The sequence below is a fragment of the Ewingella sp. C233 genome, assembly GCF_055407225.1.
On sequence record NZ_JBUZRI010000001.1, the window covers coordinates 1,916,476 to 1,933,948 of the forward strand.

The following is a 17,473-nucleotide window of genomic DNA, read 5'->3' on the forward strand; positions in this document are numbered from 1 at the left end:
TTATTATATGAATCAGTTTGGACAAAGTTCTATCGTTGCCCCGGCGCTAAGGGGGCCTCAGGCAGCTTCAGCACAAAGTTTGGTGAGATTTCTGGCTCCGATCATCAATGTTGCCACATAGGATTGCCGTCGCGTAACGACTTCTACAGCAACCCGAGAGTTTTGGTATTTGATCAGGTAGGTCGAGGGCCAGCCCTGGCGACGTGTGCCGTAGGCTTTTTCGTGACTGTCAATGGCTGCATGGGCAACCACCAGATGGGAGAGAGTTTTATCACCTTTAATGATGCGCTTCATAATGGACTCCGCCTTAGACAAACAGTCAAAATGAGGAAACATTAATCACTTGATACGCATCGCTTTATGCGACGCTTATTCGAATCACTTCTTTGTAACTTTGTTACAGATTGAGTATCTCTGCGGTTTTCTTTATGCGCAAGTTTTACTTAACAGGAAGCAGACCATAGCCGCACGCAGTGGTCTGTGGCTGGCAGCTTGCCAGAGCCCCTGCTCACTGATGATTTGTGCAGACCATGATGTTTTATCAGGCAGTTCAGTCGCGTTAAGGCTGATATTATTGGCGCAAATAATTGGCCAGGCGTCAGAGGGGTTGTTGCAATAATCTTTGCCTTTTACGCCACCGTACGGATACCACTTATGAGGTTCTTCGCCGGTCAACAGGGCAATGCTGTGGTTCACTTCGCTGTCATTCTCTTCAGACCATCTAATCATCTGTCATTCCATCCTATGCCGCTGTTGCCATGAGCCTACGACAGAATTAAGACATTTTTATGAATGCATAAGCACAGATAAAGAAAAGCCCGCATAAAGCGGGCTCACATCTGAAGCAAAAAATTATCTTTCGGGGATAAATCCACGCAGGCTGAGTGCAGAATCATCATCCATGGCATCTGCGGGCGCTTGCCCTTCAACCTGTCCGGCTAAAATTTTCAGCAATTCAGTTTGTTGGCGCTGATGATCAGCGATTTCCTGCAAAAGCTGAATCTGCTGATTAGCGCGGACACTGGCCCGATTGACAACAAACCACAGCAGCAAGAACAGCAAAACAAAAAGTACACACAGCACCAATGAGGCCAGGCTGGATTGGCCCATTGCGAGATCAAACATTGACTACCCTACTGCTTAATTTTTCCGAACGACTATCTTACCATTACGTCACCGTCAGGGAAGCCATCCGCAAAAATACAGCGTCCACGCTGACGCAATCCTGCCTATCACCAGGGAATAAAAGAGGTCACGGAACAGACGCCAAGGTCAAAATTCCCCCCCTGATCACAGTAGCTGTTTAACGCAAGAAGATATAACGCGACACAAACAAGCAGAAAAATCACGAACATCGCAATTTTCCTGAAGTTAAAGACGGGCCTTTTCAGTTTGATAGCATCTCGCTTACGGTTTAACACGCGTTTATTGAGGCTCAATGTCTGCATCCAACACGTTAAGAATAATGCGTTTATCCTACGCCATCTACCTTAAACAAAATTATAACAAAGCATTCCTCATATACACGTCCAGCACGCATTCCTTAACAACAACCACTAACAGGCGTCCTGACGGCAGATCATTTTACGTTGAAGCATTTATCTACACTAACTCTTCACATTAAATCCCCAGCAATAGTTCCCCTGCGTTATTATTATAACCACTCGAACCATCCACCAAACAAATACGTTAGTAATAATATAATCATTTAAATTATATATTTAATTTTTCAACCATTTAATTCCATAATCCATTCAGCACCTCACACAGATAAAACACTTTCCAAAAAAAACAAAAAATAGAAAAAAACTTCCCCAATAACATCAATATAACCGCTCAGTTTATTTTTCATTTATTTTCAACATTCGGAAATTACAAAAACTCACAACAACCATACTTTCCAATGTATTTATTACGCATCTAACGCCTCACTGCTTAAACCCGCAATTTTCATGATAAAAAAACCAAACAGTGTGAGATTATTAAAAAAACAAGTTTTGTATAATCAGGCATTAATTTGTGATTTTCCAGAAAGGGAGTGATTTCCCAGACCACTATTAAGAAACAAACAACCAGCCATAACGCTATTAATTATCGACCATGACAATTTCAACTATTTAAAATTCACTCAACTATAAGTTTTTTTTAAAATTTATAGTTGAATAAAGAACATTCATAAAATATGATTCCGCCGTCGATCAGATGGTCTTCATTCACATAAATGAATAATGGAAAGCACATAAATTAGTTACTCACTAATTTATGCGCACGGATATATTCGGTTGAGGGATTAATAAATGCTCGCACGTAATAAAAACTTTTTCTTGTCTAAGTTAGCGTTAGCCTGCGCGGTGGCTGTTTCAGCACCTGCAGCTATGGCTAGTGATATTTCAGGTACCGTTTACGATACCTATTACCATGACAGTACACTGGCTGGTCACGTAGGCTATCGCGGTTACGTGGATAACGATGCTACCAATAGCGGTTATACCGGCGGTGACATTTACTCGAATATCAATAATGCCGTAGTCAACGGTGTAATCTCTACCTATTACCTCGGTTTTGATAGCAATACCAGCAACACATTGAACATCAGTAACACCACGGTCAACGGCATGATTTCATCTCAATGCATGACTACTGACTGTGGGGCTGCCCGTAATAATTACGACCAGTCCCCTCTGCAATTGACCATTGATAACTCCACTATCAATGATACCTACGAACACTTCGATTATGACGTCACGGATGCTAATAAAGTTCGCGATCATGACACCGTTAATACCTATGATTTAGGTGTAGCTGTAACCCTCGATCAGGAAAGCAACATTCTCATCCAGAATAACTCTCATGTGGCGGGCATTGCGCTTTCACAGGGTTATGAGTGGGCTGACACTGACGTTAATAATAGTAATACTTTCGACAACAACCTGACCGTTAATGATTCAGTTCTGACTTCAGGTTCATACACTGAACTCCAAACCAGCGGTTTCTACGGCCAATCTGACAAACCAAGCGATTACGGTAATATCAGCGCTAATGGTACTGCGGCTGACGATGTTGCATTGTCTGTAGTTGCTAATGCAGCGGCTGATAACGCAATGAGAACTAACGCAACCTTTAACAACTCGACCATTACTGGCGATGTAGTTTTCGTAAGCTCATTCGATCATAATTACTATGTTGGCGGTCGTGACAGCAACGGCGATGGCGTTATTGACACCAATGGCTGGGATGACACGGATGAGCTGAACCTGACGCTGAATAATGGCAGTAAATGGGTCGGTGCGGCCATCTCAAATGTTGAATCAGATGCACAGCTCTATGATCGCAGCACTAACAGCATCTGGCCGACCTCCGTCTTTAGTACCACCAACGGTTATCTTACCGGTGCCAGCGTTTATCAAAGCGGCCTGTTTAATGTCGCACTGAACAACGGCTCTGAGTGGGATACCACCAAGAGCTCGAACATCGATGTGCTGACTCTTAATAATCAGTCACAAGTCAATGTAGTGGATTCGGGTCTGATTGCAGACAGCATCTCCCTGGCGAACGAATCAAGCCTGAAAATTGCCGCACATGGTGGCGTACTTACTGATGCGCTGAACCTGAACTCAGGCAGTAAAGCGACATTGACCGAAGAAACCGCTTATCTGTATGCCAATACTATTACAGTGGGTGACAGCTCTGAACTGAATGTAGGTTTGGGTCAGGTGGATACGCACAACATGGTGCTGACAGATAACGGTAGTTTAAACATCGGCAGCCGCGAATATGTGCTGAACTCTGATATGAATAACGCCCGCGATAAAACTGCCGCAGACTATGTTTACGATCAGGGCACCATTGGTATGAACTCTGATGGCCACCTGGCTGTTAATGGCGTGACAAATGGTAACTATCAGGTCCGTATCGATAATGCCACCGGTCAGGGCCGCATTGCTGATTACGAAAACAAAGAGCTGATCCGTACCTACGGAGGTAATGCAACCTTCACAAACGCGAATACTGCTGATCTGGGGGCTTATAAATACCAGGCTGAGCAGCAGGGTGATGTGGTTATCCTGTCTAAACAAGGTATTACCTCTTCTGCTAATGCAGCCCTGAGCCTGCCTTCTTCCAATGCTACAACCTGGCACATGGAGCAGGACACCTTGTCTAACCGCCTCGACAGCACCCGTCATACTCAGGGCGGTGATAAAGGTGGTGTGTGGGTTAATTACTTCGGTGGTCACGCCGATACAAACAATAATGTTGTTGATTACGATCAGGACGTTAACGGCATCATGGTCGGTGTCGATAGCGTCACTGAAGGCGGGGGCGGTCGTGAGTGGCTGGTGGGTATGGCTGCAAGCTTCGCGAAATCAAACCTGGATATGGATAATGCCTCTGCAGACACAGATAGCCAGTCAGCACGTGTCTATTCCAGCGTGAACTTCAAAAACGGTGCCTTTGTTGATACCTCTTTAAGCTACAGCCATTTCAACAACTCTATGGATAGCTCCATGAGTAATGGCCAGCAATCTTCCGGCGACAGTACCAACGACGCGTGGGGCTTCGGTCTGAAAGCAGGTTACAACTGGGCATTCGCGCCTCAAGCTTACCTGACTCCATATGCAAGCGTCAGCGGCGTGTTCATTGGTGATGATTCTTACACCATGAGCAATAAAATGAGCGTGAGCGATCAAGCGTATGACAGCATGCGTTATGAAGTGGGCGGCAACATCGGTTACACCTTCGATTTGGGTGCGAATCAGGCGCTTTCCCCATACGCAACATTGGCTTACGTCTACGAAGATGCCAACAACGATGCCAATATTAACGGCGACCGCATCGACAATGGTGTTAATGGTTCTGCCGTTCGCGTAGGTCTTGGTGGTCAGTTCGACATGAGCAAAAACTTCACCGTTTATGCCGGTGCCGACTATCTGGGCGGCAGCGATGTTGACCAGCCATGGACTGCGAATTTGGGTGCTAAATACCGCTTCTGATAGTTAAGCGACTTATCACCCCACGTTTACCTGAATGGCCCTGTAGAGGGCCATTTTTTATGCATTCAGCTGCCGCTAAGAATTACCTGTATTTTTCAGTGAGGGATAGCGATGAAATATTCATTACATCTATACTTCTCAACATCCTGAGGCCCTCAGGAAATACAATAAGAGGAATACTGCTGATGAGTGTAATCAAAGCCATCATTGTACTGGCGATTATTTACGCCGTTTTTCTGTTTTCGGGTTATGGCGTGACGGTTGGCAGCAGTGAAAATGCCGCAGGTTTGGGTCTGAAGTGTCAATATTTGACCGCACGGGGCATCGTTGATTCTCAATATATTCACAGCGATAGTGGGATCGTTGGCGTGGCTAAATGTCCGATTTTCAAACAAATTGACAAAGTGGTTGATAATAAATAAGTTTTTTCTAAAACTGAGTACTCAGGATGCCTGCATGTGCAGGCATCCTCTTCTGCATTAAACATTTACCAATCAGCTGTCATGCTTCGTGAATTTGAGATCGATAAGAGAGATTGCTTTTTGGATCGCACGTTTGGTCACCGGATCCGTACCGGCCGGGTGACGTGAGAAATCAATACTCTTCAACTGATGCGACATTTTGTCACGCACTTCCGTCGGCGCAATCACATCGATCACGTCCAGAATTTGCTTAATCACTAGCTGGCATGCCACCAGATCGGATTCAAATTCCTGCTCTTTCGTTAACAGCTCAGACATGCGGGCTCCTTATTTATTCCACTCATCATAAAAATTACGGCAGCCAGAATAACATGTCGTGCGCTATTTTTACCCCCGCCCCGTGGGTTATCTCGAGCCCCACCACGTCAGTATGCTCAAAGATCGGTCAAACAGACCGGTCCGGCTGTGGTTATAAGCGCAAATCTTCTATGCTTAACAGAGCGGAGCGATAAGGGGATATTATGTTCGCGCTTGTATTAACCATTTGTTATCTCGGTGGTGGTTGTGATGATTTAGCCATCGATGCTTTTGATACCAAACAGCAATGTATGGTGGCTATGCGCCAGGAAGGTTTGCGGCATGCGAAATGCTACCCGATAGAAGATTTCATTGATGGCTACTGGTCACCGGCTCAGGAAAATGCCGACTTCTGAGAACCAGATCCCCTATTTTATTCTGTTCTTGGCTCTTGCTTAACATAAATGTAACTAAAGTATTGCCAAAGGTGACAAGCAAAGGTATCACTATCCTGTTACTCATTGATATTTAACTATATTGACAGGGCAGGAAATGGCAATGACGATAAAAAGACGTAAAGCGGTTTTCAAAAAAATTCCTCTGGCTCTCTTTCTTTCCGGTACTTTCCTTACATCTCTTCCGGCGTTTGCTGCGCAGGTACCGGCGGGTATTGAACTGGCTGCTAAGCAGGAAATAGTACGTAACAACGGCAGCGAACCCGCTTCCCTTGATGCCCACAAAGTCTCCAGCGATGTCGAGTTTAATATCATAGGCGATCTGTTTACCGGACTTATCAGTATTGATGACAAAGGTAATCCACATCCTTCTTTGGCCGCCAGTTGGGACAATAAAGACAATAAGGTATGGACCTTCCATTTACGCCCGGATATTAAATGGTCCGATGGTTCACCCATTACCGCTCAGGATGTGGTCTTCAGCTGGCGTCGCTTAGTCGACCCTACTATCGGTTCACCGTACGCAACCTACCCCGGAAGTATGCACATGGTTAATGCCGTTGATATCGTAAACGGTAAGAAGAAACCGGATACGTTGGGTGTGAAAGCGCTGGATGAACACACGGTTGAAGTCACACTCGATCAACCTATTTCATACTTCCTTGGAATGCTGGCTCACCCGACACTCTTCCCGCTCAATGAAGCCGCCATTACCAAATACGGCGATAAGTGGACGCAGCCGGGTAATTTAGTCAGCAGTGGTCCTTTTAAACTGGATACCTGGACGGTCAACGAACGCGTCACCGCCGTGCGCAACCCTAATTACTGGGACAACGAACATACAGTCATCAACAAAATAACCTACCTGCCGATTGTTTCGGGCACTGCGGATGTGAACCGCTATAAAGCCGGTGAAATTGATATAACGTCGACAGTTCCTGAAATACAATTCGCTTCGCTGAAAAAACAGCTTGGCGATCAGGTTCACGTCGGCCCAAAACTCGGTGTTTATTACTACTCCCTGAATACGTCCAAACCGCCGTTTAACGATGCCCGGGTACGTTTAGCCCTCAACCTCGCCATAGATAAAGACATTATTGCTGGCAAAGTATTGGGTCAGGGCCAAAAACCGGCATGGAATATCGTTCCGGATAACACGGGCGGTTTTGATTTTAAGAAAAACAAATATCAGCAAATGACTCAGGAACAGCGCGTCACTGAAGCGAAAAAGCTGCTTAGTGAGGCCGGTTATGGCCCAGATAAGCCTCTGAAATTTAATCTGCTTTATAACACTTCAGAATCACATCAGCGCATCGCCATCGCAGCGACATCCATGTGGAAGAAAAATCTGGGCGTTGACGCCACACTGCAGAATCAGGAGTGGAAAACCATGCTGGATACTAAGCGTCAGGGAAATTATGATGCCATCCGTTATGCGTGGATTGCCGATTATAACGAACCGTCTACCTTCCTCAACACCCTGCGCACGGGTGACAGCGAGAACTCATCAAAATTCAGCGATGCAGCCTATGACAAAGCACTGGATAACGCCTTAGATGCGAACGATAAAGCGCAGGTAGGCCAGTATTATCAGCAAGCTGAAGATATTCTGAGCACTCAGATTCCGGTGATCCCGTTGTATCAGTATGTCAGCGCCAAATTAGTGAAACCTTACATCGGCGGCTATGACAACCAAAGCCCGCTGGGCTACATTTATGCCAAAGATCTCTATGTGATCAAACACTAAGTCATTTTCAGTGTCCACAGTATCCGGACAATTTAGCCTTCGTCCGGATACTGCATTAAGCCCCCGAACGCCTCCCGCGTCACTTCCGCTAGCCTTTCGTTTTCAGGAAGGGATTTGCCACAACGCGCTCAAATGTTAGATTGGTTGAAAATCACACGAACGGGAGAAAAGATGAAATTCTCGGAAAGTGAGATTCAACCATTATGGGATGAAGTCTCGCGCATCATCGGCGACGCCGTCATTCAGCTACATCACCACGGCAAACCTTTCACCGCAGAAGAGCTGGTGGGATATCTCAACCACCAGCTTGGTGAAACAGACGAGGTTAAACGCCGCGTCCTGTTGGGCGCCGCGATCAATATGATGAAAACTAACCGCGTTCGTAACTGAAGGCGGCCCAGGAGCTAGGCCGGAAAAGTAATTTCTGGCGAAAGGGTTCGCAGACACTTTTCGAGCACCACGTAGCTGCCTTTATCGCCATAGAGATGCCCGTTAATTACCATCCAGTGCAGGGTTGCTTCAAAATCCGCGATCAGTTCCCACGCATCCAGCTCCGTCTCGCCGACCTTTTCACCCGCAGTATCAATAAAGAAATAATCGTAATTCGCTACCGTGACGAAAATACTGCTTGGAGCATCGGCATTGGTTTCTTTGCTGATACTCCATCCCGCAACCCCTTCCCCAAGCTCGCCTTGTGCCAGAGATGCGTTAATGATGGCCAGCGTGTCGAATTCTACCGGTCGGGGTAATGACTCAATCATTGTGGCCCGTATGGATTTATAAAACAGGATGAAATTTTGCATGACCACCTCAAATCTGCACGCACTTAACCTCCGGCCACACGCGTGGCCAGACGATGATTGTCTGTCAACTGTTGTTCGTAAACTAAAGCAACGATTAATACCCGCAGGGGCGACTCCTTCCCCTGACAGATAATCGGTTATTTAGACTGAGTGGCCCTTCCCTGAGCAAACAGAAACATCCGTTGGGTAATATCATCGGTGCCGAGAATATTGCCTTTTTGTTCCAGATTGGCACGGGCATAGGCAATATCATGGGCCTGATCAACCATGCTGATCACCCTGTCACGGGTATTTTTATCAAGATTCCCCAGCAACGTGGTCAGAATGGCCTGATAGGCATTGGAAGCATAAAGAAGCTGTTTCTCACGCTGTTCAAGGGCATCAATACGCGCAACCAGAGACTGCAAAAGGTCATGATCAGACATAGCGGCATCCTTCTGTTCTGGTAGAAATAACCCTGACGTCATGGGAATAACACAGAGTTTGATAATAAGTTTAGCAGAAACAAAAAAAGGCCTCCGGCACCGACGCTGAATACCTACCGGCTGTAAATATCCGGCTGATAACGCTCCATGAAAGTCTCGGGTTTCGTCAGCGGCGAAAAACCAAACTGTGCATACAAACCATGCGCATCGCTGGTGGCCAATGTAATACGACGTAAACCCTGTAGCTCCGGCGCTGCCAGAATGGCCGCCATTAACGCCTTACTAAATCCCCGGCCGCGATACTGCGGTAACACAAAGACGTCAACCAGATTCGCAAAGGTCGCGAAATCGGTGATAACGCGGGCAAAAGCGACTTGCTGGTCTTCCAGATATCCGCCAAAGCACAAAGAGCCCTCGATAGATTTTTCCACTACAGTCAGTGGGATCCCCTTACCCCACGCCGACTCTTCACTTAAAAAGTGGTGGATAGCCGTCAGATCTAAACGTGCCTTATCCGTCGAAATTACAAGTTCCTGCATCATTACGCCCTCCCTATAGAAAAATGAACCCCCACATAGCCTGATAAATCATCCGAATACGAATCATTCATTAAACCAATATTCAACCAATTAACAAGTTATTAGATTGATACATTGAGTTGTAACTGCGCGGCGGCGCTTTACGGACAAACGAACGCCCACACCTGCTGGCTTACCACCCTATAGCGAAAAACTGACGAAATAATCGCATCATCTGGTTACAGATGGGCCGGTGGTATATCTGATTGGGTTGTGACATTTTTGCCATCAACTTATGGGTAGATGTCCTGCATTTCGAGGTGAGATTTATGGCAAGAAGTACGGTGTATACAGTGGTTTTAGCGCTGATGTTGTCGGTAAGTTCACTGGCTCACGCAGCAGGTTGTCTGAAAGGTGCAGTTGTCGGTGGCGTAGCGGGTCATCTTGAGCACCACGCAGTGTTAGGCGCAGTGGCGGGTTGTGCGGTAGGTCATCATCTGGCGGCAAAAGCCAAGGCAGAACAGGCGCAAACGGCGGCGAAATAATCGCTTAACGCCGTAAAAATTATAACTCGATGGTCTTAAAGCGACCGCTGAATAACGGCTTGCAGAGGATCTTGTACCCGTCGCTGTCAAAATGGGCGGAGACCTTCTGCAAGATATTCTCTTCCTCCAGCGAACTGACCGTCCCAAGATAGAACCAGTCCTGCACGATGTGGTATTGGGTGAAAGATGCCCCTTCTTCGACAATGGCAATTCTGCCTGGCCAGCTCCAGCAATTAACCCGCAGGGATTCCAGCGCCAGCAGCAGTCTTTCGTGATGCGCTTCGCGGGTTTCGGTACCGCAGCACGCTCCGGCACAACGCTTCAGGCTATAGCGGAAACAGGCGCGGTGCTTGATGACTTTCTCGATGCCTAATACGCCATAACAAAGTTTCTGCTCATCGGCGAGAATGCGAAGCTTCTCCAGCGCCACGGTACGGTTGGCAAACAGGCCAAACAGCCCCGGCGTGTTGGCGAAATCAATATCTTTGGCGTAGGCCACGTCAACATTGCCGTCGTGAATATGCAGTGAACAGAGCTGTTTAGAGCGGCGCAGCCGTTTATTAAACAGCGGCTGCTGCTCTTTAATCATGCGGGCTTCGGTGAGTAACGCACCCAGTTCACCTGCCGTTTCCAGATAGGAGATACGGGTAGTCTGGCGTAATAACTTTGCCTCGTCTCTGGCGCGAAAATGCGACATCACCCTGCTGCGGATATTGATGCTTTTGCCAATGTACAGCGGCAACTGATCGCTGACGCCGTGGAAAATATACACGCCAGGCACCGAAGGCAGCCCGGCCAAAGAGGCGCGCAGATGCTCCGGGTACTGATAAATTTCAGCGTCAAACTCGCTGCGGGACACATTCCTCAAACTGATTTACTCACTCATTTCATCACATTTTATGACGGCGACACCACCCGGTTACGCCCTTCCTGCTTGGCACGATACAATGCCTCATCGGCTTTTTTCAGAACGCGTTCAGACTGACTTTTGCCAGAACTCCCCGCCGCAACCCCTAAGGAGATGGTGATCTTTTCCGCCTGCGGAATCTGCATCTCTTCCACACTTTGGCGTAAACGCTCGGCAATTTGGGTCGCGACGTCCTGTGAGGTTCCCGGTAATACCATCAGGAACTCTTCGCCACCGTTGCGGCAAAGTATATCGCTTTCACGCGAACTCGCACGAATCTGCTGGGCCAGCAGTTTTATCACTTCATCACCAACATCATGCCCATGGGTGTCATTGATCTTTTTAAAATGGTCGATATCCAGTGCGATCACGGAGAAATTCAACTTCATCTGCTGTATGTACTCCAGCGCCGTCGCCAGCCCGCGCCGGTTAAACAATCCGGTCATCGGATCGGTTTGTACCTCAAACTTCAGTTTGCCAATTTTCTTTTGCAGCAAGCTGATGCCAATCAGCAACGCCCGTTTCAGCTGCGTTGCTTCGAAGTACCAGTCAGGGATCAGCCTGATACTGTTGGAGATATCTGGTTTATCCATATCGTTGGCGCTGCGCGCCAGCTGGCGCAGTGGCCGGGCAATCAGACGCGACAATATCCAGACACAAAACAGTGTCAGTAATGCTAATGGCGTCAAATGACGCAGCACTTTAAACATCAGCCCCTGTAATGGCTTAAGGGTCGAGTCCGTGGGCCTGAGTGTAATAATAGCCCAACCGGTTGAAGGCACCACGGCAAAGCCTGCCAGTAATGGCTCGCCGACGGTATTGACCATCATCAGGCTGCCATTCGTTCCCTTTTGAACAGCATCAGTGATAGGTTTGGGCGCCAGCACTTCCCCGATACGCGAAGGATTATGGTGGTAGAGAATACGCCGGTCGCGGTCCAGCACCACAATGTAAGAGCCGTCGCGGTAATAGTGCTCACCCAGCAGCTCGTTGAGAATGCTCTTTTGGCGCAAATAAATCGTGCCGCCAATGTATCCGTGGTAGCGACCATCGGCTGACACAATCGGTGTGGAAATATTGATCACCAGATTGTTGGCCGCGGAGATATAGGGCTTGCTGACCAGCGGACGGCGCAGCGACAGCGCTTCAAGCGCGCCGGGCGTGGTTAATTTATGTCCCATCAGCTGCAGACTGTCGGGAGACGTTGCGCGGATAATACCGTTCGCATCCGTGATCACCACTGAGTTAAAACTGTCGCTCTGATATTTCAGCCGCGCTGTTTCAGCCTGCAACACAGCGTTATCATCAAAATGAGCAGCAGCAATACGGCTGCTATATAACAGCTGTTTTTGCATACTGTGGACAAAAAGCTCAGTGCTCGATGCCAGCTTGGTAGCATAAACCCGGTTCGCCTCCAGCGTGTTATCGATAAGCAACTGCCGCTGCACGCTGTAGCTGGCATAGAAACTGTTTGCCAGTGTCACGAAGGCACTGGTCACGGCCAGAATCAGGATCAGACGGCGTAGATCAAGTCGAAAAAAAACGCTGAAGAAAGATGAAGGTGACAAGTCAATGATCCCGGGGGAAAAAGTGGCTAATGTTTACCACCGTCAGCCCTTCTGTACAAGACGACGGATATAAAAACGTCTGCTCTTATGCTGATGAAAGAGACAATTGTAGATTCCGGACAATAAAAAACGGGAGCTTTCTTAGCTCCCGTTTGGGCAAATCTATCGGCCTGAATTACATATTTGCGATCATTGCGTCGCCAAACTCTGAACATTTCAGCAGTTTAGCGCCGTCCATCAGACGTTCGAAATCGTAAGTCACGGTTTTAGCCGCGATTGCGCCTTCCATACCTTTAACGATCAGGTCTGCCGCTTCGAACCATTCCATATGACGTAACATCATTTCTGCGGAAAGAATAATAGAACCAGGGTTCACTTTATCCTGACCGGCATACTTAGGTGCTGTGCCGTGGGTCGCTTCGAACAGTGCACAATCCGTACCGATGTTAGCACCCGGTGCGATACCGATACCGCCAACCTGCGCCGCCAGGGCGTCGGAAATGTAGTCACCGTTCAAGTTCATACAGGCGATAACGTCATACTCAGCCGGACGCAACAGGATCTGCTGCAGGAAGGCATCAGCAATGACATCTTTAATGATGATGTCTTTGCCATTGTTCGGGTTCTTGATTTTCACCCACGGGCCGCCATCGATCAGTTCACCGCCAAACTCTTCACGAGCCAGCTGGTAACCCCAATCTTTGAATGCACCTTCGGTGAACTTCATGATATTGCCTTTGTGAACCAACGTCAGGGAATCACGATCGTTGGTTATCGTGTATTCAATCGCTGCACGGACCAGACGTTTGGTACCTTCTTCCGAGCAAGGTTTGATACCGATACCGCAATCCTGTGGGAAACGGATTTTCTTTACGCCCATTTCGTCTTGCAGGAATTTGATCACTTTGTCGGCTTCAGCTGAACCGGCTTTCCATTCAATACCTGCGTAGATATCTTCGGAGTTCTCGCGGAAAATCACCATATTAGTGTCTTCCGGGCGTTTTACCGGGCTAGGCGTGCCGGTGTAATAACGTACCGGGCGCAGGCAGATATAAAGATCCAGCTGTTGGCGCAGGGCAACGTTCAGGGAGCGGATACCGCCACCGACCGGGGTAGTCAGCGGGCCTTTGATGGCAACGCGGTAATCACGGATCAGGTCCAGCGTCTCTTCAGGCAACCATACGTCTTTACCGTACAGTTCGACTGATTTCTCACCCGTATAGATTTCCATCCAGGAAATTTTACGTTCGCCGTTGTAGGCTTTTTTAACCGCTGCATCCACCACTTTGATCATGGCAGGGGTAACGTCAACGCCAATACCGTCGCCTTCAATGAACGGGATAATAGGATTATTAGGAATGATCAGTTTACCCTGGGCATCAACTGTAATCTTTTTACCTTCCGCCGGAACAACTACTTTGCTTTCCATTAACCTCTCCTTCGAGCGCATTTTTGTTAAAAATTTGTAAGATGCGGGTCGATATTACTTCAATAATGTCCGCGCGCCAATCTGAAACCGTTTTCACGTATAATGCGCTAATTCTCTCTGACTTCAATGCCTATGAAACCGATCTCTGTTAAAAATCACCACGTTAACCGTTTCAGCAAGCGGCCTGACAGGGTGCGTCCAACGCAAAACGGTCCACGTAAAGTGGTGCTGTTCAATAAACCGTTCGATGTACTGCCGCAGTTCACCGACGAAGCCGGTCGCGCCACGCTCAAAGACTACATCTCATTAACAGACATCTATGCCGCAGGGCGCCTGGATCGCGACAGCGAAGGTTTACTGGTGCTGACCAACGATGGCAAACTGCAGGCTGCGCTGACTCAGCCAGGCAAGCGGACCGGTAAAGTCTATTATGTGCAGGTAGAAGGTGTGCCTGACGACGGCGCGGTGAATGCATTGCGTTCAGGCGTTGAGCTGAAAGACGGCAAAACTCTGCCCGCAGGCGTTGAGCTGGTGGAAGAGCCGCAGTGGCTGTGGCCGCGGGATCCGCCTATCCGCGAACGCAAAACCATTCCTACCGCCTGGCTGAAAATTACATTATATGAAGGTCGCAACCGTCAGGTGCGTCGCATGACCGCCCACGCAGGCTTCCCGACGCTGCGTCTGATCCGTTTTAGCATGGGTGAATATTCGCTCGGTGATTTACAACCCGGACAATGGAAGGAGATCGCAGATGTTTAAACCGCACGTCACCGTCGCCTGCGTAGTGCAGTCACAGGGACAATTTCTGGTGGTCGAAGAAACCGTCAATGGCAAAGTGACCTGGAACCAGCCAGCCGGTCATCTGGAGGCCAATGAAACTCTGTTCAGTGCCGCTAAACGTGAACTCTATGAAGAAACCGGTATCCATGCCGAGCCGCAATCTTTCCTCAAATTGCATCAGTGGCAGGCCCCGGACGGCACCCCGTTCCTGCGCTTCGCGTTCGTCATTGATCTTGACGAACAGCCGCCCACTGAACCTCAGGACAGCGACATTGACGGCTGCGTCTGGGCCAGTGCGGATGACATTATCGGCTCGCCCCGACTGCGTTCCCCGCTGGTTGCCGAAAGTATTCGCTGTTATCAGCAAAGTCCGCGCTATCCGCTCGACCTGCTGGCTAATTTCAACCTGCCGGAATAATCGCTCCCTCGCTGGCGGCACCAATCAACGGTGCAGCCAGCGGCCTGACGTGATAAAATTTCGCGCTTAGTTTTTTTACGTAAAAAATACTCACCACCGCTGTCCGGTCCGGAGTGACTTTTTTGTTGCGCGCGGCCTTCATCCTCGTGTGACTTTCTGGCATTGAAACGCCAGTCAAAAGCGCCACCTGTCGGGCAATTTACCTATGTTTTTCGGGACTATTATGTCTGACAACAGCCAGAAAAAAGTGATCGTCGGGATGTCCGGCGGCGTCGACTCCTCCGTTTCGGCCTATTTGCTACAGCAGCAAGGCTACCAGGTGGAGGGCCTCTTCATGAAAAATTGGGAAGAGGACGACAACGAAGAGTATTGCAGTGCCGCCACCGACCTTGCCGATGCGCAGGCCGTGTGCGACAAACTGGGCATGAAGCTGCACACCGTGAATTTTGCAGCGGAATATTGGGACAACGTTTTTGAGCTTTTCCTCGAAGAGTACAAAGCGGGGCGTACCCCCAACCCGGATATCCTGTGCAATAAAGAGATCAAATTTAAAGCCTTCCTGGAATTTGCCGCCGAAGATCTCGGTGCTGATTACATTGCGACCGGTCATTACGTGCGCCGCAAGGACGTTGGCGGCATCAGCCACTTACTGCGTGGAACCGACGGCAACAAAGATCAGAGCTACTTCCTCTATACGCTCGGCAGCGACCAAATCGCGCAAAGCCTGTTCCCCGTAGGGGAGCTGGAAAAACCAGAAGTACGCCGCATTGCCGAAGCGCTGGATTTAATCACCGCCAAAAAGAAAGACTCTACCGGCATCTGTTTTATCGGTGAGCGCAAATTCAAGGACTTCCTCGGCCGTTACCTCCCTGCCCAACCCGGCCCGATTAAAAGCGTCGATGGTCAGGATATGGGCCAGCATCAGGGTCTGATGTACCACACGCTCGGTCAGCGCAAAGGGCTGGGCATTGGCGGTCAGAAAGATGGCGGCGAAGACCCGTGGTACGTGGTAGAGAAAGACGTGGCGAATAACATTCTTTATGTTGCCCAGGGTGGCGAGCATCCGCGTCTGATGTCCGTTGGGCTAATTGCCCAGCAGTTGCATTGGGTTGACCGCAAACCCGTCACCGAACCGTTCAAATGTATGGTGAAAACGCGTTATCGCCAGCAGGATATCCCCTGCACCATAACGCCGCTCGGCGATGAGCGCATTGATGTGCGTTTCGACGCGCCGGTTGCTGCAGTCACACCGGGACAGTCGGCTGTGTTTTATATCGGTGAGGTCTGCCTTGGTGGCGGCATTATCGAACAGCGCCACCCGCTGTAACGCAGTGAATATCGATACGGGACGCGCCATGCGTCCCGATTTCTTTTCTCCAGATCAACCTCGCAAATCGGCACTGATTCCGAACTGTGTTTAGCCCTCGTTTTATGGCATGATCTGTCGCCTCAGATTCGGCCAGCCGGCTCGTTCTTCATTACTGAAGCCGGTGAGTATCCGAACAACGCTTACAGGAGTAAACGTGGCTAAAAATTATTATGACATTACGCTGGCATTGGCCGGTATGTGCCAGTCGGCACGCCTGGTGCAGCAACTTGCCCATGAAGGTCATTGTGCACAGGAAGAAATGTCAGTGTCGTTACGCAGCCTGCTGGAGATGAATCCGGCATCCACGCTAGCGGTTTACGGCAATAATGAAGCCAACCTGAAGATGGGGCTGGAAACCCTGCTGGGCGTATTAAACGCTAACCGTCAGGGACCGGGCGCCGAACTGACACGCTACACGCTGAGTCTGATGGTGCTGGAGCGTAAACTTAACGCCAATAAAGCGGCGATGAACAAGCTTGGCGAACGTCTTGATCAGTTAGACCGACAGCTGGCGCACTTTGAACTTGAATCAGAAACCATGTTGAGCTCCCTGGCGGCGATTTACGTTGATATCGTAAGCCCGGTCGGCCCGCGAATTCAGGTCACAGGCTCACCCGCGATTCTACAGAATTCACAAGTTCAGGCCAAAGTCCGGGCCGTGCTGCTGGCGGGTATCCGCTCAGCCGTATTGTGGCAGCAGGTAGGCGGCGGACGCCTGCAGCTGATGTTTTCCCGTAATCGCTTGTTTGAACAGGCAAAAAATATTTTAGCCCATTGTTGATTTTACTGTAAATAAACA

The 17,473-nt window shown here is 48.8% G+C and carries 21 protein-coding genes; 10 read left to right on the forward strand and 11 right to left on the reverse strand.

All coding sequences use genetic code 11. The features are described from left to right. Nucleotides 1-57: 57 nt before the first annotated feature. The 4 genes from ACZRKO_RS08675 to mgrB all read right to left on the reverse strand — a co-directional run bounded on the left by ACZRKO_RS08675 (nucleotide 58) and on the right by mgrB (nucleotide 1,355). Complete coding sequence (locus ACZRKO_RS08675) at nucleotides 58-294, reverse strand: DUF4060 family protein (protein ID WP_188472122.1); 237 nt, start codon at nucleotides 292-294, stop codon at nucleotides 58-60. 132 nt (nucleotides 295-426) lie between these two features. Beyond that, a complete protein-coding gene (locus ACZRKO_RS08680) occupies nucleotides 427-729 on the reverse strand; it encodes a phage protein NinX family protein (RefSeq protein ID WP_463736796.1) in 303 nt (100 codons plus the stop codon). 123 nt (nucleotides 730-852) lie between these two features. Then, on the reverse strand, nucleotides 853-1,125 hold the full coding sequence (locus ACZRKO_RS08685) for a YebO family protein (RefSeq protein ID WP_463736797.1): 273 nt from the start codon (nucleotides 1,123-1,125) through the stop codon (nucleotides 853-855). Between the two features lie 107 nt (nucleotides 1,126-1,232). Continuing rightward, on the reverse strand, nucleotides 1,233-1,355 hold the full coding sequence (gene mgrB, locus ACZRKO_RS08690; protein ID WP_463736798.1) for a PhoP/PhoQ regulatory lipoprotein MgrB: 123 nt from the start codon (nucleotides 1,353-1,355) through the stop codon (nucleotides 1,233-1,235). 942 nt (nucleotides 1,356-2,297) lie between these two features. On the opposite strand from mgrB, the gene ACZRKO_RS08695 reads away from it, so the two are divergent. Both ACZRKO_RS08695 and ACZRKO_RS08700 read left to right on the forward strand, forming a co-directional pair. Next, nucleotides 2,298-4,991 (forward strand): autotransporter outer membrane beta-barrel domain-containing protein, encoded by a 2,694-nt coding sequence (locus ACZRKO_RS08695; RefSeq protein ID WP_463736799.1) that lies wholly within the window; start codon nucleotides 2,298-2,300, stop codon nucleotides 4,989-4,991. Nucleotides 4,992-5,176: 185 nt separating this feature from the next. Further along, nucleotides 5,177-5,413: a YobH family protein gene (locus ACZRKO_RS08700; protein WP_463736800.1), complete on the forward strand. Its 237-nt coding sequence runs from the start codon at nucleotides 5,177-5,179 to the stop codon at nucleotides 5,411-5,413. A gap of 72 nt (nucleotides 5,414-5,485) precedes the next feature. On the opposite strand, the gene ACZRKO_RS08705 is transcribed toward ACZRKO_RS08700, so the two are convergent. Then, nucleotides 5,486-5,731, reverse strand: coding sequence for a DUF2766 family protein (locus tag ACZRKO_RS08705; protein WP_463736801.1), 246 nt, complete (start codon nucleotides 5,729-5,731; stop codon nucleotides 5,486-5,488). 203 nt (nucleotides 5,732-5,934) lie between these two features. Between ACZRKO_RS08705 and ACZRKO_RS08710 the strand changes: the two genes are divergently transcribed. The 3 genes from ACZRKO_RS08710 (at nucleotide 5,935) to ACZRKO_RS08720 (ending at nucleotide 8,302) form a co-directional block, all read left to right on the forward strand. Next, nucleotides 5,935-6,126, forward strand: coding sequence for a YdfD/YebW family protein (locus tag ACZRKO_RS08710; protein ID WP_463736802.1), 192 nt, complete (start codon nucleotides 5,935-5,937; stop codon nucleotides 6,124-6,126). Between the two features lie 142 nt (nucleotides 6,127-6,268). Continuing rightward, nucleotides 6,269-7,912, forward strand: a complete 1,644-nt coding sequence (locus ACZRKO_RS08715; RefSeq protein ID WP_463736803.1) for an ABC transporter substrate-binding protein — start codon at nucleotides 6,269-6,271, stop codon at nucleotides 7,910-7,912. Nucleotides 7,913-8,083: 171 nt separating this feature from the next. After that, on the forward strand, nucleotides 8,084-8,302 hold the full coding sequence (locus tag ACZRKO_RS08720; RefSeq protein WP_463736804.1) for a hypothetical protein: 219 nt from the start codon (nucleotides 8,084-8,086) through the stop codon (nucleotides 8,300-8,302). A gap of 14 nt (nucleotides 8,303-8,316) precedes the next feature. Here ACZRKO_RS08720 and ACZRKO_RS08725 read toward each other — a convergent pair whose 3' ends face one another. The 3 genes from ACZRKO_RS08725 to ACZRKO_RS08735 all read right to left on the reverse strand — a co-directional run bounded on the left by ACZRKO_RS08725 (nucleotide 8,317) and on the right by ACZRKO_RS08735 (nucleotide 9,682). After that, a complete protein-coding gene (locus tag ACZRKO_RS08725; RefSeq protein ID WP_463736805.1) occupies nucleotides 8,317-8,715 on the reverse strand; it encodes a hypothetical protein in 399 nt (132 codons plus the stop codon). Nucleotides 8,716-8,852: 137 nt separating this feature from the next. Next, nucleotides 8,853-9,140 carry a hypothetical protein gene (locus ACZRKO_RS08730; RefSeq protein WP_463736806.1) on the reverse strand — a complete coding sequence of 96 codons (288 nt, stop codon included), beginning with the start codon at nucleotides 9,138-9,140 and terminating at the stop codon, nucleotides 8,853-8,855. 113 nt (nucleotides 9,141-9,253) lie between these two features. Continuing rightward, complete coding sequence (locus ACZRKO_RS08735) at nucleotides 9,254-9,682, reverse strand: GNAT family N-acetyltransferase (RefSeq protein WP_463736807.1); 429 nt, start codon at nucleotides 9,680-9,682, stop codon at nucleotides 9,254-9,256. 305 nt (nucleotides 9,683-9,987) lie between these two features. On the opposite strand from ACZRKO_RS08735, the gene ACZRKO_RS08740 reads away from it, so the two are divergent. Then, nucleotides 9,988-10,203, forward strand: coding sequence for a hypothetical protein (locus tag ACZRKO_RS08740; protein ID WP_463736808.1), 216 nt, complete (start codon nucleotides 9,988-9,990; stop codon nucleotides 10,201-10,203). 19 nt (nucleotides 10,204-10,222) lie between these two features. Here ACZRKO_RS08740 and cho read toward each other — a convergent pair whose 3' ends face one another. From cho to icd, 3 genes are all read right to left on the reverse strand, one after another. Beyond that, complete coding sequence (gene cho / locus ACZRKO_RS08745) at nucleotides 10,223-11,062, reverse strand: excinuclease Cho (RefSeq protein ID WP_463736809.1); 840 nt, start codon at nucleotides 11,060-11,062, stop codon at nucleotides 10,223-10,225. A 38-nt stretch (nucleotides 11,063-11,100) separates the two neighbouring features. Next, nucleotides 11,101-12,678, reverse strand: a complete 1,578-nt coding sequence (locus ACZRKO_RS08750) for a sensor domain-containing diguanylate cyclase (RefSeq protein ID WP_463736810.1) — start codon at nucleotides 12,676-12,678, stop codon at nucleotides 11,101-11,103. Nucleotides 12,679-12,853: 175 nt separating this feature from the next. Then, nucleotides 12,854-14,107 carry an NADP-dependent isocitrate dehydrogenase gene (icd, locus tag ACZRKO_RS08755; protein ID WP_463736811.1) on the reverse strand — a complete coding sequence of 418 codons (1,254 nt, stop codon included), beginning with the start codon at nucleotides 14,105-14,107 and terminating at the stop codon, nucleotides 12,854-12,856. Between the two features lie 132 nt (nucleotides 14,108-14,239). Between icd and rluE the strand changes: the two genes are divergently transcribed. From rluE to hflD, 4 genes are all read left to right on the forward strand, one after another. After that, complete coding sequence (gene rluE / locus ACZRKO_RS08760) at nucleotides 14,240-14,866, forward strand: 23S rRNA pseudouridine(2457) synthase RluE (RefSeq protein WP_463736812.1); 627 nt, start codon at nucleotides 14,240-14,242, stop codon at nucleotides 14,864-14,866. Then, nucleotides 14,859-15,305, forward strand: a complete 447-nt coding sequence (locus tag ACZRKO_RS08765) for an NUDIX hydrolase (RefSeq protein ID WP_463736813.1) — start codon at nucleotides 14,859-14,861, stop codon at nucleotides 15,303-15,305. The genes rluE and ACZRKO_RS08765 overlap by 8 nt, the downstream gene beginning before the upstream one ends. Before the next feature lie 223 nt (nucleotides 15,306-15,528). Then, complete coding sequence (gene mnmA, locus ACZRKO_RS08770) at nucleotides 15,529-16,632, forward strand: tRNA 2-thiouridine(34) synthase MnmA (protein WP_463736814.1); 1,104 nt, start codon at nucleotides 15,529-15,531, stop codon at nucleotides 16,630-16,632. A gap of 196 nt (nucleotides 16,633-16,828) precedes the next feature. Beyond that, nucleotides 16,829-17,455, forward strand: coding sequence for a high frequency lysogenization protein HflD (hflD, locus tag ACZRKO_RS08775; protein ID WP_463736815.1), 627 nt, complete (start codon nucleotides 16,829-16,831; stop codon nucleotides 17,453-17,455). The last annotated feature ends 18 nt before the right edge of the window (nucleotides 17,456-17,473 follow it).

Bases quoted from the DNA above. Each gene is read 5' to 3' on its own strand.
- ACZRKO_RS08675 (WP_188472122.1), bottom strand. From the start codon at position 294: ATGAAGCGCATCATTAAAGGTGATAAAACTCTCTCCCATCTGGTGGTT.
- ACZRKO_RS08680 (WP_463736796.1), bottom strand. From the start codon at position 729: ATGATTAGATGGTCTGAAGAGAATGACAGCGAAGTGAACCACAGCATT.
- ACZRKO_RS08685 (WP_463736797.1), bottom strand. From the start codon at position 1,125: ATGTTTGATCTCGCAATGGGCCAATCCAGCCTGGCCTCATTGGTGCTG.
- mgrB (WP_463736798.1), bottom strand. From the start codon at position 1,355: ATGTTCGTGATTTTTCTGCTTGTTTGTGTCGCGTTATATCTTCTTGCG.
- ACZRKO_RS08695 (WP_463736799.1), top strand. From the start codon at position 2,298: ATGCTCGCACGTAATAAAAACTTTTTCTTGTCTAAGTTAGCGTTAGCC.
- ACZRKO_RS08700 (WP_463736800.1), top strand. From the start codon at position 5,177: ATGAGTGTAATCAAAGCCATCATTGTACTGGCGATTATTTACGCCGTT.
- ACZRKO_RS08705 (WP_463736801.1), bottom strand. From the start codon at position 5,731: ATGTCTGAGCTGTTAACGAAAGAGCAGGAATTTGAATCCGATCTGGTG.
- ACZRKO_RS08710 (WP_463736802.1), top strand. From the start codon at position 5,935: ATGTTCGCGCTTGTATTAACCATTTGTTATCTCGGTGGTGGTTGTGAT.
- ACZRKO_RS08715 (WP_463736803.1), top strand. From the start codon at position 6,269: ATGACGATAAAAAGACGTAAAGCGGTTTTCAAAAAAATTCCTCTGGCT.
- ACZRKO_RS08720 (WP_463736804.1), top strand. From the start codon at position 8,084: ATGAAATTCTCGGAAAGTGAGATTCAACCATTATGGGATGAAGTCTCG.
- ACZRKO_RS08725 (WP_463736805.1), bottom strand. From the start codon at position 8,715: ATGCAAAATTTCATCCTGTTTTATAAATCCATACGGGCCACAATGATT.
- ACZRKO_RS08730 (WP_463736806.1), bottom strand. From the start codon at position 9,140: ATGTCTGATCATGACCTTTTGCAGTCTCTGGTTGCGCGTATTGATGCC.
- ACZRKO_RS08735 (WP_463736807.1), bottom strand. From the start codon at position 9,682: ATGATGCAGGAACTTGTAATTTCGACGGATAAGGCACGTTTAGATCTG.
- ACZRKO_RS08740 (WP_463736808.1), top strand. From the start codon at position 9,988: ATGGCAAGAAGTACGGTGTATACAGTGGTTTTAGCGCTGATGTTGTCG.
- icd (WP_463736811.1), bottom strand. From the start codon at position 14,107: ATGGAAAGCAAAGTAGTTGTTCCGGCGGAAGGTAAAAAGATTACAGTT.
- rluE (WP_463736812.1), top strand. From the start codon at position 14,240: ATGAAACCGATCTCTGTTAAAAATCACCACGTTAACCGTTTCAGCAAG.
- ACZRKO_RS08765 (WP_463736813.1), top strand. From the start codon at position 14,859: ATGTTTAAACCGCACGTCACCGTCGCCTGCGTAGTGCAGTCACAGGGA.
- mnmA (WP_463736814.1), top strand. From the start codon at position 15,529: ATGTCTGACAACAGCCAGAAAAAAGTGATCGTCGGGATGTCCGGCGGC.